The 14,840-nt window shown below is 71.7% G+C and carries 14 protein-coding genes; 9 read left to right on the forward strand and 5 right to left on the reverse strand.

Translation table 11 applies throughout. The annotated features are described in order from the left end of the window. Positions 1-255: 255 nt before the first annotated feature. Entirely contained in the window at positions 256-1,200 is a 945-nt protein-coding gene (locus tag ACFWV3_RS36535; RefSeq protein WP_382418367.1) for a beta-ketoacyl-ACP synthase III, read from the reverse strand. A gap of 81 nt (positions 1,201-1,281) precedes the next feature. On the opposite strand from ACFWV3_RS36535, the gene ACFWV3_RS36540 reads away from it, so the two are divergent. Next, entirely contained in the window at positions 1,282-1,881 is a 600-nt protein-coding gene (locus ACFWV3_RS36540) for a TetR/AcrR family transcriptional regulator (protein ID WP_382418369.1), read from the forward strand. On the opposite strand, the gene ACFWV3_RS36545 is transcribed toward ACFWV3_RS36540, so the two are convergent. Beyond that, a complete protein-coding gene (locus ACFWV3_RS36545) occupies positions 1,851-2,582 on the reverse strand; it encodes an alpha/beta fold hydrolase (RefSeq protein ID WP_382418371.1) in 732 nt (243 codons plus the stop codon). The two genes, ACFWV3_RS36540 and ACFWV3_RS36545, sit on opposite strands and share 31 nt — an antisense overlap. Then, on the reverse strand, positions 2,579-3,043 hold the full coding sequence (locus ACFWV3_RS36550; RefSeq protein WP_382418372.1) for a hypothetical protein: 465 nt from the start codon (positions 3,041-3,043) through the stop codon (positions 2,579-2,581). The genes ACFWV3_RS36545 and ACFWV3_RS36550 overlap by 4 nt, the downstream gene beginning before the upstream one ends. Positions 3,044-3,159: 116 nt before the next feature. Here ACFWV3_RS36550 and ACFWV3_RS36555 point away from each other — a divergent pair, with 116 nt between their 5' ends. Further along, positions 3,160-5,694: a BTAD domain-containing putative transcriptional regulator gene (locus ACFWV3_RS36555; RefSeq protein ID WP_382418374.1), complete on the forward strand. Its 2,535-nt coding sequence runs from the start codon at positions 3,160-3,162 to the stop codon at positions 5,692-5,694. Here the strand turns inward: ACFWV3_RS36555 and ACFWV3_RS36560 are convergent. Further along, positions 5,604-6,977: an FAD-binding oxidoreductase gene (locus tag ACFWV3_RS36560; RefSeq protein ID WP_382418376.1), complete on the reverse strand. Its 1,374-nt coding sequence runs from the start codon at positions 6,975-6,977 to the stop codon at positions 5,604-5,606. The genes ACFWV3_RS36555 and ACFWV3_RS36560 overlap by 91 nt on opposite strands. Before the next feature lie 16 nt (positions 6,978-6,993). Continuing rightward, positions 6,994-7,971, reverse strand: coding sequence for a hypothetical protein (locus ACFWV3_RS36565; protein ID WP_382418378.1), 978 nt, complete (start codon positions 7,969-7,971; stop codon positions 6,994-6,996). 105 nt (positions 7,972-8,076) lie between these two features. On the opposite strand from ACFWV3_RS36565, the gene ACFWV3_RS36570 reads away from it, so the two are divergent. The 7 genes from ACFWV3_RS36570 (at position 8,077) to ACFWV3_RS36600 (ending at position 14,786) form a co-directional block, all read left to right on the forward strand. Then, entirely contained in the window at positions 8,077-9,111 is a 1,035-nt protein-coding gene (locus tag ACFWV3_RS36570; RefSeq protein ID WP_382418380.1) for a methyltransferase, read from the forward strand. 31 nt (positions 9,112-9,142) lie between these two features. Continuing rightward, positions 9,143-10,048, forward strand: coding sequence for a LysR family transcriptional regulator (locus tag ACFWV3_RS36575; protein WP_382418382.1), 906 nt, complete (start codon positions 9,143-9,145; stop codon positions 10,046-10,048). Positions 10,049-10,158: 110 nt separating this feature from the next. After that, positions 10,159-11,307, forward strand: a complete 1,149-nt coding sequence (locus tag ACFWV3_RS36580; RefSeq protein WP_382418383.1) for a CaiB/BaiF CoA transferase family protein — start codon at positions 10,159-10,161, stop codon at positions 11,305-11,307. Next, positions 11,304-12,047: a crotonase/enoyl-CoA hydratase family protein gene (locus tag ACFWV3_RS36585; protein WP_382418385.1), complete on the forward strand. Its 744-nt coding sequence runs from the start codon at positions 11,304-11,306 to the stop codon at positions 12,045-12,047. Before ACFWV3_RS36580 ends, ACFWV3_RS36585 begins: the two co-directional genes overlap by 4 nt. Positions 12,048-12,049: 2 nt before the next feature. Continuing rightward, the gene (locus ACFWV3_RS36590; protein WP_382418387.1) at positions 12,050-12,769 is read left to right on the forward strand and encodes an acetoacetate decarboxylase; all 720 of its coding nucleotides are present in this window, start codon (positions 12,050-12,052) and stop codon (positions 12,767-12,769) included. Further along, on the forward strand, positions 12,766-13,596 hold the full coding sequence (locus ACFWV3_RS36595) for a 3-hydroxyacyl-CoA dehydrogenase NAD-binding domain-containing protein (RefSeq protein WP_382418389.1): 831 nt from the start codon (positions 12,766-12,768) through the stop codon (positions 13,594-13,596). The genes ACFWV3_RS36590 and ACFWV3_RS36595 overlap by 4 nt, the downstream gene beginning before the upstream one ends. Then, on the forward strand, positions 13,596-14,786 hold the full coding sequence (locus ACFWV3_RS36600) for an acyl-CoA dehydrogenase family protein (RefSeq protein ID WP_382418391.1): 1,191 nt from the start codon (positions 13,596-13,598) through the stop codon (positions 14,784-14,786). Before ACFWV3_RS36595 ends, ACFWV3_RS36600 begins: the two co-directional genes overlap by 1 nt. Positions 14,787-14,840: the final 54 nt, after the last annotated feature.

Here is a 14,840-nt window from a genome sequence, read left to right on the forward strand (position 1 = left end):
GACGTCGTTCCGCGCCTTGGCATTTCCAGTGCGACCCGAGTGTCAGACCCTCCGCGTACGTTGGGTCGCGGGGGAGCTGAAATCGAAGGGGACCCCTGCGTCAGCCTGCGCGTGCCGCGCGGACCTGCCTCACGTCGATCCGCCCGCGTCGATGCGTCCACACCGATCCGCCCGCGTCGACGTGCCACACCGATCCGCCCGTGCGGGGCCGCGCCCGTCGGCCCCCGCCGCGCCCTGCCTCGTTCCCGCCTCTGCCTACGGGGTCGTGATCACCTGGCCCGCCCACGAGAGGCCGCCCCCGAACGCGAAGAGCAGAACGGGCTGGCCCGAGGGGAGTTCGCCGCGCTCCACCATCTTCGAGAGCGCGAGCGGGACCGAGGCGGCGGAGGTGTTGCCGGAGACCACCACGTCGCGGCCGATCACCACGTCGTCGCGGAGCTTCAGCTTGCGGGTCAAGGCCTCGATGATGCGGAGGTTGGCCTGGTGGGTGACGACGCCGGCCAGGTCGGTGGTGGCGATGCCCGCTCGTTCGCAGGCCTGGGCGGCGATGGCCGGGAGCTCGCTGGTGGCCCAGCGGAAGACTGCCTGGCCCTCCTGGGCGAAGCGCGGCTGCCACTGGTCGACCAGGCGGACGGCGTTGCCCCGGGAGGGGTCCGAGCCCCAGGTCACCGGGGCGATGCCGGGGGTGTCGGAGGCGCTGATCACGGCCGCGCCCGCGCCGTCGCCGAGCAGGATGCAGGAGGAGCGGTCGGTCCAGTCGACGAGGTCGGACATCTTCTCGGCGCCGATGACCAGGGCGTGCTGGGCCGCGCCGGCGCGGAGGGTGTGGTCCGCGGTGGCCAGGGCGGTGCAGAAGCCCGCGCAGGCGTTGTTCAGGTCGAAGCAGACCGGGGCCGGGATCGACAGGCGGGCGGCGACCTGGGCGGCGATAGACGGGGAGCGGTCGATGGCCGAGCAGGTGGCGACGATGACCTGGCCGATGTCGGCGGGGGCGAGGCCGGAGGCGGCCAGGGCCTTGGCGCCCGCCTCGGAGGCCATGTCCGCCACGGACTCGGTCTCGGAGGCGATCCGGCGGGTCGAGATGCCGGTGCGCTGGAGGATCCACTCGTCGTTGGTGTCGACCATCTTCTCCAGGTCGGCGTTGGTCAGCACGCGTTCCGGCTGGTGGTGGCCGAGTGCTACGACACGGGATCCGGACACGGGCTGCTCCTTCGGCGAGGCTGTGACGCGGCGAATATAGCAACCGATCGGTCGGTAGCTAAAGGGTCGTAGACTGTGACGATGAGCCCGCGGAGATCCGTCGCCGACACGTTGGAGACGCGGCAGCGCATCTTGGACCGGAGTCTGGCGATCGCTTCGGCGGAGGGGCTGGAGGGGCTGACGATCGGGCGGCTGGCGGCGGAGCTCGGGATGAGCAAGGCCGGGTTGCTGGGGCACTTCGGGACCAAGGAGGCGTTGCAGCTCGCGGTCGTCGACCAGGCGGCGGAGGTCTTCCAGCGCGAGGTGCCGCGCAAGGTGAAGCAGATGCCGTCCGGGCTCACGCGGCTGAAGGCCGTCACCGAGGCGTGGGTGTCCTACCTCGAGCGCAACGTGTTGCCCGGCGGGTGCTTCTTCACGGCGGCGACGGCCGAGTTCGACGGGCGGAGCGGGCCCGTGCGGGACGCGCTGGCGGGCATGAACGCGTTGTGGCGCCGGGATCTGCGCATCCACATCCGGCGCGCGGTCCGCGACGACGAGCTGCCACGCGACACGGACGTCGACCAGCTGGTCTACGAGATCCTCGGCGTCATGCTGGCGCTTAACCACTTCCTGCAGCTGGAACGCGACGCCGCCGCGCCGAAGCGGGCCCGTCAGGCGTTGCGGCGGTTGCTCACGAACTGATTCACGACCGCGGCCACCTCGGCCGGTCGTTCGACGACCATGCCGTGGGTCGCGTCGATCTCGTGCACGTGGACGTTCGGACAGACGACCGGCAGGTCGCGGCGCAGGCCCGCGCGGTGGGCGTCCATCAGTGGCAGGAGGCCGGGCGGCACCGGCAGGTTCCGCGTGGCGAGCACCAGGAGGAACGGAGTGGTCACCTTCGCGAAGACCGGGAGCGCGTCGAGGAACTCCGGTGCGGTGCGCAGGACCGACGTGATCGAGCGGTCCGGGCGGGTGAGCATCTGCTCCTGGGTGGTGAAGACGTCGTTGAGCCGGTCCAGGTCGGCGTGCAGCTGTTCTTCTGGCAGGCCTGCGTAGTTCGCCGGATCCGTGGTGGCGGAACGATGTCCGTCCAAGCTGATCGCGGCGGGGCACTCCGGGTGGCGGACCGCCCACGTGCCCGCCAGGATCCCGCCGAGCGAGTGGCCGACGACGACCGGGTTGTCGAGTCCGAAGTGGACGGCGGTCTCGTCGAGGTCGTCGAGCACCGCCTCCCAGTCCCACGGCCCGTCCGGCGACTGGCCGTGCCCGCGCAGGTCCACCGCCACCGCGCGGCCGTTCAGGTGGGGCGCAAGCGTTTCCCACGCCGACATGTCGCCGCCGAGACCGTGCAGGAGCAGGAACGGCTGACCGGAGCCGTACTCGCGAGCGGTCAACTTCAAGGCTGTCTCCTCAGGCTGAGTCGTGCGCGGATCGAGTCGACGGTCACGCCGCCGTCGGCGTGCCGCGCGAGCTTGTTGCGGTTGACCAGGTCGTGCACGCCCTGGCGGGTGATGCCGAGCATCGCCCCGGCCACCCCGAAGGACACGCCCTCCCGGCTCGGGTGGCCGACCCGGCGCGCGGCGACGCGGCCCAGCGGTGTCGACCACCACGCGTCGGGCGGGTCGAACGGGGTGTCGCCGGGGTGCAGCACCGTCATCAGCCGGACCGCGGTCTGCCGGGCCACGGCGTCGTCCCTGCCCAGCAGCTGCGCCGCCCACATCTCGGCGTCGGCCTGGACGGACTGCCGCAGGCCGGCCAGATCCGCCTGCGGCAGCAGGATTTCCAACGGGTCGAGCAGCCGGACCGTCACGAGCCGGACGAGGTCGTCGCGCAGGTCCACGTGCTCCGAGGTGGTCGCCACTTGACAGACGATAGCAAGTACTTGACGGCATTCGTCAAGTACTTGGCGGGCGGACGGTCGAACGTCAGTCCGCGTGCCCTGTGTTCGTTGCGCGTCCGGTAGTTACGATCGGAACCGTGGAGTTCCGGGTGCTCGGGCCGGTCGAGTGCTACGCCGACGACGGCGAGCGCTTGAGCCTCGGGCCGCCCAAGCAACGCGCCGTGCTCGCGCTGCTGCTCGCCCAGCCGGGGCGGGTGCTGGCGGTCGACCGGCTGATCAGCGTGCTGTGGGACGACGCGCCGCCCAAGACGGCGCTCAAGAACCTGCAGGTCTACGTCTACCAGCTGCGCAAGATCGTCGGGTCGCGGCTGCTGTCGCGGCCGCCCGGCTACCTGATGTCGGTCGACCCCGCCGAGCTCGACCTCACCCGGTTCACCGAGCTGCTCGACGTCGCGCGCCGCGAACGCACGCCGCAGCGCTACCGGGAAGCGCTCGCGTTGTGGCGCGGGCCCGCGCTGGCCGACCTGACCGCGTCGGGGTTGCTGCGCGGAGTCGTGGCGCAGCTGGAGGAACTGCGGCTCGCCGCGCGGGTCGAGTGCGCCGAGGCCGAGCTCGACCTCGGCCGGCACGTCGAGGTGGTGGCGGACCTCGCCGAGTGGGTGCGCGAACACCCGCTGGACGAACGGCTGCGCGAGCGGCAGATGCTCGCGCTGCACCGCTCGGGACGGCCCGCCGAGGCGCTGGCCGCCTACCAGGAGTGCCGCCGCGCGCTGCTGGACGAGCTCGGCGTCGAGCCGGGGGAGTCGTTGCGGCGGCTGCGGGCCGAGGTCCTGCGCGCCAAACCCGTGGGCGCGGCGGCGGTCCGGCAGCTGCCGCCGGACGTGTCCGCGTTCGAAGGCCGTGGCCGCGAGCTCAGGACGGTCAGGGCGAGGCTGCGCGGCGACGGGGTCGCGGTGTGCGTGATCACCGGGCCGGCGGGTGTCGGCAAGTCGGCGCTCGCGGTCCGCGCCGCCCACGCGATCGCGTCCGGGTTCCCCGACGGGCAGCTGCACGCCGACCTGTCCGACGGCGCGTCCGACCGGGTGCTCAGCCAGTTCCTGCGCGCGCTGGGCGAACGGCCCGGCGACGAGGAGGCGCTGCGGTACCGGTCGTTGACGGCGTCGCGCAAGCTGCTCGTGGTGCTGGACAACGTCGCCACCGCGTCCCAGGTCAAGCGGTTGCTGCCGACCGGTCCCGGCTCGGTCGTGCTGATCACGGCGCGCCGTCCGCTCACCGCGCTGCCCGGTGCGGCGCACGTGCAGCTCGGCGCCCTGCACGTCGACGAGGCCGTCCGGCTGCTGCCGGGGGTCGAGGACGCGGCGGAACTCGTGCGCTGGTGCGGTGGTCTGCCGCTGGCGTTGCGGATCGCGGCCGCGCAGCTCACCGCGAGTCCACAGTGGACGGCATCGCTGCTGGCGGCCCGGCTGGCCGGCGAGACCCGCCGCCTCACCGAGCGCAAGGCCGGCGACGTCGCGGTGCGCGCGGCGTTCGAGGTGAGCTACGCCGAGCTGAGCTCTCCCGCCGTGGCACGGGTCTTCCGCCTGCTGGGACTCGTGGACGGACCGGACTTCGCGGTCGCGGCGGCACGGGCTCTGACCGACGTGCCGGACGTCGAGGAGCTGCTCGCCGAACTGGTCGCCGCGCACCTCGTCGAGGAACCGGTGCCCGGTCGCTTCGCCCTGCACGACCTGCTGCGGCAGTTCGCCAGGGAACGCTGCCGCCGCTCGGAGTCGTCCGAGGAACGCTCCCTGGCCTTGGAGCGCCTCCACAAGCACTACCTGGAAGCACTGGCGGACAACCCGGCCGACCTCTGGCTCGCCCAGGAGCGCGACAACCTCGTCGCCGCCGCCCACCAGGCCTCGCCCGCCGCCGCGATCGCGTTCGCCGCCGGGCTCTCCTGGTACTTCCGCCGCCGGTCCGAGGTGGCGGACTGGGCCGAGCTGAACACACTCGCGCTGGAGGCGGCCCGGACGCTGGGCGACGTCCGCGCGGAAGCCCTGGCGTTGAAGGAGCTCGGTGCGGCCTGCGAGCGCGGCTTCCGGTTCGCCGAGGCCGAACGGCACTGGGCGGCGGCGCTGGAGCTCGCCCGCGGGCTGCACGACCGGCAGCTCGAAGCCGTGACGCTGAACAACCTCGGCATCGTGCACTGGCGCCGTCGCGACCTGCCCGCGGCCGTGACGGCGCTGGAGGCCTCGCTGCGGCTGCGCGAGGAGCTCGACGACGCGCAGGGCGCCGCCTACGTCCGCACCAACCTCGGTCTCGTGCACGCGGCACTGGGAGATCTCCCGGCCGCCCTGACCTGCTACGAGCAGACCCTGACGACGTTCCGCGCCCGCGGCGACAGGTCGGGTGAGCTGCACGCGCTGGCGAACATGACCGACGCCCTCCGCCAGCTCGGGTCCCTGGACCGGGCCCTGGAGCTGGCGGAGCAGGCGCTGGAGCTCGCGCGGTCGGTGGGGGACCGGCAGGTCGAGGCCGGGGTCCTGCTCGACCGCGGGATCGTGCACGACCTCGCGGGACGGCCCGGCCGGGCCAGGAGCTCCTACACCGAGGCCGTCGAGCTGTCGCGCCGGATCGGGTTCCGCTGGGGCGAGTCGGAGGCGTCGCGCAAGCTCGCCGCGCTCGACGGCTGACCCGAGGCGTACCGCCCGGCGGCGAACACCCCGGCGGGGTCGAGCGCCTGCCCGATCCTCGCCTGCAGCGCGGTCGCCGTGCCCGGCCGGTCGACGTCGCGCCGGTACGGCAGGAACCCCTCCGCGCCGAACACCTGGTGCAACCGGTCGAGCGTCTCCCGCGCCTCGGCGACGCCCGCGGGGTCGCCGGCCGGGAAGCCGATGCCGATCACGTGGTCGACCGTGTCGCTGTCGAGCACGTTCATCGTGATGCCGGGACCGGCGACGCAGCAGGCCCGCACCATCTCCGCGGCACGGGTGACGGCCGCGCCGGAGAACGGCACGACCGGCAGGAACATCAGCAGGCCGCGCTCGGCGTCGAAGCGACCGGCCGGGCAGCCCTGGCTCTTGCGCAGGAACCACGTGTCGGCCGGGTCCGGGTCGCCCGCGTAGGTGCCGCGCACCACCTCGTCGGCGGCGGAGGCGGGCGCGGGCACGAGCGGTGACCGTCGTGCGGCAGCGGCCAGCACCGAGCCGAGCGCCTCCACGACCTCGCCGGACCCGCTCAGGCAGACGTGCGCCAAGTAGTCGTCGCGCACGCCGTTCGCCTGGGCCGCGACCGGGTTGTAGACCTTGGTGGTCGGCGGCACGAGCTTCTGCGCCGTCCACGACCGCAGCACGTCGACCGCGTCGGCGAGGTCGTCGGGCGCGAACGTGAACGGCAGCACCCGCACCTCCTCGGGCCGGGGCAGCAGCCGGACCACCGCGGCCGTGACCACCGCGAACGACGACTGCGTGAACAGGTGCGTGAGGGTCGGGCCCAGCCCGTGCTGGCGGGGGACGGCCGACGTGCCCGGCCACCAGCCGACCTGCTCGCGGTGCCCGTCGGCCAGCACGACCTCCAGGCCGACGAGGTCCTCCGTACGCGCCCGGTGCACGCCGACGCCGCGCTCCAGGGCGTTGCCGATGACGCTGGTGTGCAGGGAGGAACCGGTCAGGTTGAAGATCCTGTCCGTGCCGCGCACCAAGTCCGTGAGCGCCCCCTGCGTGACTCCCGGCTCCACCACGGCGTAACCGCGGTCGAGGTCGATCGACCGGACGCGGTCGAGGCCCGCCAGGTCGAGGACGGTCGCGCCGTCGCCGACCGGCAGGCCGGAGCCCAGTCCCCAGTTGCGGCCCGTGCAGACCGGGTGCAGCGGCCGGGGACCGGAGCGGACGATCCCGGCGACCTCGTCGGCGGTGGTGGGGTGCAGGACGCCGGCGATCGCACGGGTGCGGAACGCGGCCGGCTGGTCGAGGGACACGTGGCTCTCCTGGGGGTCAGTTCCGGTCGAAGGCGGCGAGCCGCTGGCAGGCCAGCTTCTCCGCCGACTCGAGCCCGGTCTCGTGCTTGCCGCCGAGCTGTTCCATCAACAGGCTCTGCTCGGTGCTGCCGCCGAACCTGTCGCACACCCACAGGTGCGCGTCGTACATCTCCCGCACCGCCTCGCGGACCGCGCCCGCCCCGTGCTCGCCGAGGCGGGCCATCACGCCGTCCTGCTTGAGCTTGCGGAACTGCGCCACGAGTTCGCGGTGGTCGCGCGTCTGCAGGCCGCTGAACCCGGCGTTGACCGCGGGCGGCGCCATCGTGTCGCGCACCTCGCCGTAGAGCTCGGGCGGGAAGTCGGCCGCGTACCGCATCGCGTGCGCACTGCTGCGGCACAGCCACGCGAAGTCCCGCACCGCCGGGGAGTCCGGCCGGTCGCGCAGCTGCTTCACCGCGACGACCAGCAGCTGCATCAGGACGAAGAACCGCTGGTGCCCGGCCAGCCACCGGTGGTTCGCCGCCGCGGCGGGGTCGTCCGCGCGCCAGTCCAGGTCCTTGCCGGCGGGCACGGGGGTGCCGGTGAGGAACCCGCTGACGCCCAGCAGCATTCCGTCCGGGTCGCTGTCCACAGTGGTGCCGTGCGTCGCGAGGTCCCGGCGCACCACCAGGTCGCTGAGCAGGATCGCGCCGGCGAGCAACGACGCGGCGTCGCCGTCGGCCCTGCGGACGACGAAGAAGTCGTCGTGGACCTCGCACGCGGCGGGCGAGCTGTCGCGCGGGACGGCGCCGGTGTCCAGGTGACCGGACATCCAGTCGATCAGTTCTTCACGGACCGCCGTGTTCTGGAACTGGAGTGCCTCGAAATGATCACCGGGAATGTCGCGCAGCAGTCCGCTGATTCGCGTGGAAACGTCCGAAATGGACGACGGCAACGCCGTGGGCAGCGGCAACGTGAGCGAGAGCTGGTCGCCGGGTGTAGCGCCAGTGGTCATTGATCAACTCCGGTACCCCGGTGGAACTACGGACGGTGAGCGATCATTACGATAGGTCGCGCTCGTCTCGCAGAGCCGCCGTGAACGTGAGGATTACTCGAATTGGTGACTTCGACCGTCGCCCCCGTCACACCGATCCCGTTGATGGAACTGACGACGGGTTTCTGGAAGTTCAAGGCGCTGGCCGCCGCAGTCGACATCGGACTGTTCGCCGCCGTGCACCGCCGCGGTGAGGCCACCGCCGCGGACCTGGTGGCCGATCTCGGGCTGGAGCCGCGCCCCCTGCGGATGCTGCTGGGCAGCTGCACCGCGCTCGGGCTGCTCGACAAGGACGGCCGTGGCTACCGCAACGCCCCGCCGGCGGCGGAGTTCCTGGTGCCTGGCGGGGAGCGCTACTTCGGCGGCTTCGTGCAGTACTCCGACCGCCACGCGTACCCGGCCTGGGGTCGGCTGCAGGAGGCCTTGCGCACCAACGCCCCCACGACCTGGGACGCGTCCACTCAGGACAGCGCGTTCGTCGCCGAGACGTCGTCCGCGATCCTGGAGAACTTCTGGGACGCGATGTTCTCGATCTCGTCGTTCACCGCGGACGCCCTCGCCGACGCGCACGACTTCGGGCGCCACCGGCGGCTCCTGGACGTCGGCGGCGGGATGGGGCCGTTCCCCGTGGGACTGTGCCGCCGCTACCCGCACCTGCGCGCCACGGTGTACGACCTGCCGCACATCGCGGCGAAGGCGCGCGCGAAGGTCGAGGGTCTCGGGCTGTCCGACCGGATCACCGCGCACGGCGGCGACTTCCTCGCCGACGCGGAGTTCCCGGCCGGGCACGACGTGGTCCTGCTCAGCATGATCCTGCACGACTGGGACGAGCCGACCTCCCGCGCGATCCTCCGGAAGTGTCACGCCGCACTGCCTTCCGGCGGCGCCGTCATCATCTGCGAGCTCGTGCTCGACGACGACGAGACGGGTCCGCTGCCGGCCGCCATGATGGGCCTCAACATGCTGGTCGAGACCCGCGGCGGCCACAACTGGACCGACGGCGAGTACCGCGACTGGCTGACCGGCGCGGGGTTCGGCGACATCAGGACCGTCCCGATGCGCGCGGCCGGCGCGAACGCCGCGATCATCGCGGTCAAGTAGCGGATGAGCCGAACGGCCTAGTCTGGGGCACGTGGAACTGCTGCACCTCCGGTACTTCGTCGCGGTCGCCGAAGAGCTCAACTTCTCGGCGGCCGCGCGCAAGCTGCACATGGCCGCGTCGCCCTTGAGCCAGCGCATCAAGGACCTGGAGCACGAGCTGGGGCGCCGGCTCTTCGACCGCAGCACCCACCACGTGGCGTTGACGGACGCGGGCAGCGCGCTGCTGCCGATCGCGCGGGACGTGCTCGACCGGGTCGGGTCGATCCGGTGGCGCCTCGACCAGGCGGCGAGCCCCGCGCGCACCACCGTCCTGGTCGGCATGCCGGCCGGCGTCCACCCGGTGCTGCGGGAGCTGCTGGCCGTGCTGGCGGACCGGGTGGGCGAGCGGTTCGAGGTGAAGCGGTGGCCGGGCACGACCACGGACCTCGTCGCGGCGGTGAAGGACGGCAGGCTCGCGCTCACGCTGGCACGGCTGCCCGTGCAGGAGGCCGCGCTGGAGACCCTGCACGTGATGACGGAACGCCTCGGCGCCGTGGTGCCCGCCGACCAGTTCGAGAACAAGGAGTCGGTGAAACTGGCCGACCTCGCCGATCTCGCCTACGCGAAGTCGCCCGAGGAAATGATGCCCGCGTATTTCGAGCAGCTCGACCGGCAATTGCACGAGCTCGGCATCAAGAAGCGGATCCAGCTGAGCAACACCGGTTACCAGGGCACCTCGGAGATCGTCTCGAGCGGGCTCGGGTTCTCCGTGTCGATGCTCGACGAGAACAGCTCCATGCGCGGCTACCGCCTGGAGAACATGGCGATCCTGCCGTTCGAGGACTTCCGCGCGCAGCTCGACACCGGCCTGCTGTGGCGGCGTGACCGGGGTGCGCAGGACATCGCGGAAATCGTCGAGACCGCGCGCGAGATCTTCTCGGAACCGATCGTCAAATAATGGTATGACCGCTGCGATCATTCCATTGTTCGCGAGCTGATCGTTCCCCTTTCCGGCGTCCGTCACTAACTTCGGTGGTGCAGGACGACCAGGTGCGAAGGGACGAACTGATGAAGGACATCACCGCCGGTCCGCTGGACGGCGTGCGGGTGATCGACCTCTCGACCGTGGTGATGGGCCCGTACGCGGCCCAGATCCTCGGAGACCTCGGCGCCGACGTGATCAAGATCGAGTCGCCGGTGGACACGGTCCGCAACGGCCGCTACCGCACCACGCCGGGCATGACGCCGCTGAGCCTCAACGTCAACAGGAACAAGCGCAGCATCGCGCTGAACCTGAAGGACGACAACGACCGCGAGACCGCGCTCCGGTTGGTCGACACGGCCGACGTGCTGATCACCAACATGCGTCCGGGTGCGCTGAGCAGGCTCGGGATGGGCTACGCCGACCTCGCCGGGCGCAACCCCGGGCTGGTCTACGCCCACGCCCAGGGCTTCCGCGGCGACTCGGACCGCGCCGGGACCGCCGCCTACGACGAGACGATCCAGGGCGCGTCCGGTCTGGTCGACATCGCGCACCGCGCTCTCGGCAGGCCCGTCTACCTGCCGACGATCCTCGGCGACAAGGTGTCGTCGCTGACCATCGCCTACAGCGTGCTCGCCGCGCTGGTGCACCGGAACCGGACGGGCGAGGGTCAGCGGGTCGAGGTTCCCATGGCGGACACGATGATCGCGTTCAACCTGGTCGAGCACCTCGCGGGCCACGCGTTCGTGCCGGAGGAGGGCCCGACGGGCTTCACCTTGTCGATGGCCGAGGGCCACCACGCCGTGCACACCGAGGACGGCCTGGCGTGCGTCGTGCCCTACACCCCGCAGAACTTCCGCGACTTCTTCGCCGCCGCCGGACGTCCCGACCTGGTCGAGGACCCGCGCGTCACGGGCGAGCGCATCGACCCCGGCGACAGCGACGACCTGATGGGACTGGTCGACGAGTGCGCGGCCGCGTTGACCACCGGCGAGTGGGCCGAGGTGTGCGCGAAGCACAGCATCCCGTTCGGACCGGTGCTGGAGCTCGACAAGGCGCACGAGGACCCGTACGTCCGCGACGGGCACCTGCTCGACGTCGTGCGGCACCCGAGCGAGGGCGCCGTCCGGTCGATCGGCATCCCCGTCCGGTTCTCCGCCACCCCCGCCACCGTCCGCCGTCTCGCCCCGGTGCCCGGCCAGGACACCGCCGAAGTCTTGAAGGAGCTGGCATGAACGAGGTCCGCACCGAACGGGTCGGCTCGGCGCTGCTGATCACGATCGACCGGCCGGAGGCCCGCAACGCCGTGGACGCGGCCGTCGCCACCGCGCTGTCCGCCGCTCTCGACGAGCTGGAGGCCACGCCGGAGCTGCGCGTGGGCGTGCTCACCGGGGCGGGCGGGTCGTTCAGCGCGGGCATGGACCTCAAGGCCGCGCTGCGCGGCGAGTCGCCGGTCGTCGGCGACCGCGGGCTCGGCGGTCTCACCGAGGCCCGGCTGAGCAAGCCGCTGATCGCCGCGGTCGAGGGCTTCGCGCTCGGCGGCGGGTTCGAGCTGGCACTGGCGTGCGACCTCGTCGTCGCCGCCGAGGACGCGCAGTTCGGGCTGCCGGAGGTGAAGCGCGGCCTGATCGCGGGCGCCGGCGGAGTCGTCCGCCTGCCGCACCGGATCCCGCACCACCTCGCGATGGAGATGCTGCTGACCGGTGAGCCGGTCGACGGCCGCCGTGCCGGGGAACTGGGCCTGGCCAACAGGGTCGTCCCGACCGGCGAGGCCGTCGCGGTCGCCCTCCGGCTCGCGGAGCAGATCGCGGTGAACGCCCCGCTGGCGCTCGCCGCCGTGAAGGCCGTCGTGCGGTCGGAGGACCCGTGGGCGGCCCAACGTGCCGAGAACGCCCGGTTGATGACCACCGCCGACGGCCGCGAGGGCATGACCGCCTTCGCCGAGCGTCGCGCTCCACAGTGGACAGGGAAGTGACCATGCCCGGCATCACCCCGTTGGGCGCGCCCGCGTTTCCCGCGGTGCGGCCCCGGTTCTTCGACCGCGAGTACCTGAACATCGTCTACCGCACCGATCCCGGGGCGCTGCGGGCCGTCGTGCCCGCACCCCTGGAGGTCGACGAGCCGCTCGTCCGGTTCGAGGTCATGAGGATGAACGACGTAACCGGCTACGGCCCGTACACCGAGGCCGGGCAGGCGGTCCAGGTCGTCCTCGACGGCGAACGCGGCGAGTACCTGCACGCCATGTACCTCGACAGCTTCGCCGCCACGGCGGCCGGCCGCGAGGTCGGCGCCTACCCGAAGGTCATGGGCTCGCCGACGCTCTACGCCGACAACGGCGCCCTGGTCGGCACGCTCGACTACGGCACCGTTCGGGTGGCCACGGCCACGATGGGCTACAAGCAGTGCGAACTGGACACCCGCCGGGCTGAGGCGGAGATCACGGTTCCGACCTTCATGCTGAAGACGATCCTCGACCATGACGGATCGCCGCGGGTGCAGGAGCTCGTGCGCACGGAGATCACGGACGTCGTGGTCAAGGCCGCCTACACCGGCCCCGCGCGCCTGCAGCTGTTCCAGCACGTCCTCGCGCCGCTCGCCGACCTCCCCGTGCTGGAGGTCGTCTCCGCCAGCCATCTCATCACCGACCTGACGCTCGCTCCCGCCAAGCCGGTTCACGACTACTTGGAGGAAGCATGACGACCGTCGCGGTCATCGGTGCCGGTGTCATCGGACTGTCCTGGACGAGGTTGTTCGTCGAGCACGGCCTGACCGTGCGCGTCTTCGACCCCCGCCAGGACCTGGACGTCCCGGAGGGCGCCGGGATCGCGCGCACGGTCGCGGAAGCCGTCGAGGGCGCGGACTTCGTGCAGGAGAACGGTCCCGAGGACCTGGAGTTCAAGAAGACCCTGTTCGCCGAGCTCGTCGAGACGGCCCCTGAGCACGCGCTGCTGCTCAGCTCGTCGTCCGCGATCCCGTCCACCGCGTTCACGAAGGGCGTCGACGGCTCGCGCGTCCTGATCGGACACCCGTTCAACCCGCCGCACGTGCTCCCGCTCGTCGAGGTCGTGCCGGGGGAGCAGACCACGGAGGAGTCGGTCACGTGCGCCGTCGCGTTCTACCGCTCGCTCGGCCGCAAGCCCGTGGTGGAACGCAAGGAGATCCCCGGTTTCGTCGGCAACCGGCTGCAGGCCGCGCTGTCGCGCGAGGCCGCCTACCTCGTCGAGCAGGGCGTCGTCTCGCCGGAGGAGCTCGACGCCGTCGTCACGGGCTCGCTCGGCCCGCGCTGGGCGACCGTCGGACCGTTCCTCGGTGCCCACCTCGGCGGTGGCCCCGGCGGCTACCGCCACCTCGCCCGGCACATCGGAACCTCCATGAGGGGCCTGACGCCGGGCACCCCGTCCGAAGATCCCGAACGGCTGATCAAGGCAGTGGAAGACGCTTACGGCTCCTCCGCGCGCTCGGCGCTCGCCGAGTCGCGCGACCGCAGGCAGCTCGCCGTTCTGACCGCAGTGGAGGAGAACTGATGGACCGCCTGGAAGACCAGCTGACCGCCGACTTCTACGACTACGAGGCGCTGCTGGGCGACGAGGAGCGCAAGATCCTGCTCAAGGCCCGCGACTTCATGACCACCGAGGTCAAGCCGCTGGTCACCGAGTACTGGGCCAGGGGCGAGTTCCCGCACGAGCTCATCGGCAAGTTCAAGGGCGCCGGCCTCACCGCGCTGTCGTACGAGGGCTACGGCGAGCACCCCGCCGCCGTCAGCAACCTCCTCACCGGCATGCTGGCGATGGAGATGACCCGCACGGACGCGTCGGTCGCGACGTTCTTCGGCGTCCACAACGGACTGGCCATGTACTCGATCTACTCCGGCGGCTCGCAGGAGCAGCGCGACCGCTGGCTGCCCGCCATGGCCGCGATGGACAAGATCGGCGCGTTCGCGATGACCGAACCGCTCGGCGGCTCCGACGTGGCGGGCGGCATGCGCACCACGGCGAAGCGCGACGGCGACGCGTGGGTGCTCAACGGCGCCAAGAGGTGGATCGGCAACGCCACCTTCGCCGACTACGTGGTGGTGTGGGCTCGCGACCTCGACGACGACCAGGTCAAGGGGTTCGTCGTCGAGAAGGGCACGCCCGGCTTCGTCGCGGAGAAGATCGAGGGCAAGATCGCGTTCCGGATCGTCGAGAACGCCGAGATCACCCTCACCGACGTCCGCGTGCCCGAGGAGAACCGCCTGCAGGGCATCACCTCGTTCCGCGACGTGGCGGAGATCCTGCGCGCCACCCGCGGCGGTGTCGCCTGGCAGGCGCTCGGCGTGATGATCGGCGCCTACGAGCTCGCCCTCGCCTACGCGCAGGAACGCGAGCAGTTCGGCCGCCCGATCGCCGGCTTCCAGCTGGTGCAGGACAAGCTCGTGCAGGCGCTCGGCAACATCACCGCGTCGTGGGGCATGCTCGTGCAGCTCGCCCGCCTGCAGGACGCCGGCGTCTTCCGGGACGAGCACTCGTCGCTCGCCAAGGCGTTCGTCACCTCCCGGATGCGCGAGGTCGTGGCCTGGGCGCGGGAGATCTTCGGCGGCAACGGCATCGTGCTCGGCCACGACGTGGCGCGGTTCTTCGCCGACGCCGAGGCGATCTACTCGTTCGAGGGCACCCGCGAGATGAACACGCTGATCGTGGGCAAGGCGATCACCGGGCAGAGCGCGTTCGTCTGACCGGAACATGCGCGTAACCTGTCGAACTGAGGACTCCTTCAATTCGACAGGTCG

It is taken from the genome of Lentzea sp. NPDC059081 (assembly GCF_042738015.1).
Lineage (GTDB): Bacteria > Actinomycetota > Actinomycetes > Mycobacteriales > Pseudonocardiaceae > Lentzea.

What these genes read in the sequence shown, in the direction of transcription:
- ACFWV3_RS36540 (WP_382418369.1), top strand. Translation starts at nt 1,282, where the DNA reads ATGAGCCCGCGGAGATCCGTCGCCGACACGTTGGAGACGCGGCAGCGC.
- ACFWV3_RS36565 (WP_382418378.1), bottom strand. Translation starts at nt 7,971, where the DNA reads ATGACCACTGGCGCTACACCCGGCGACCAGCTCTCGCTCACGTTGCCG.
- ACFWV3_RS36580 (WP_382418383.1), top strand. Translation starts at nt 10,159, where the DNA reads ATGAAGGACATCACCGCCGGTCCGCTGGACGGCGTGCGGGTGATCGAC.
- ACFWV3_RS36585 (WP_382418385.1), top strand. Translation starts at nt 11,304, where the DNA reads ATGAACGAGGTCCGCACCGAACGGGTCGGCTCGGCGCTGCTGATCACG.
- ACFWV3_RS36590 (WP_382418387.1), top strand. Translation starts at nt 12,050, where the DNA reads ATGCCCGGCATCACCCCGTTGGGCGCGCCCGCGTTTCCCGCGGTGCGG.
- ACFWV3_RS36595 (WP_382418389.1), top strand. Translation starts at nt 12,766, where the DNA reads ATGACGACCGTCGCGGTCATCGGTGCCGGTGTCATCGGACTGTCCTGG.
- ACFWV3_RS36600 (WP_382418391.1), top strand. Translation starts at nt 13,596, where the DNA reads ATGGACCGCCTGGAAGACCAGCTGACCGCCGACTTCTACGACTACGAG.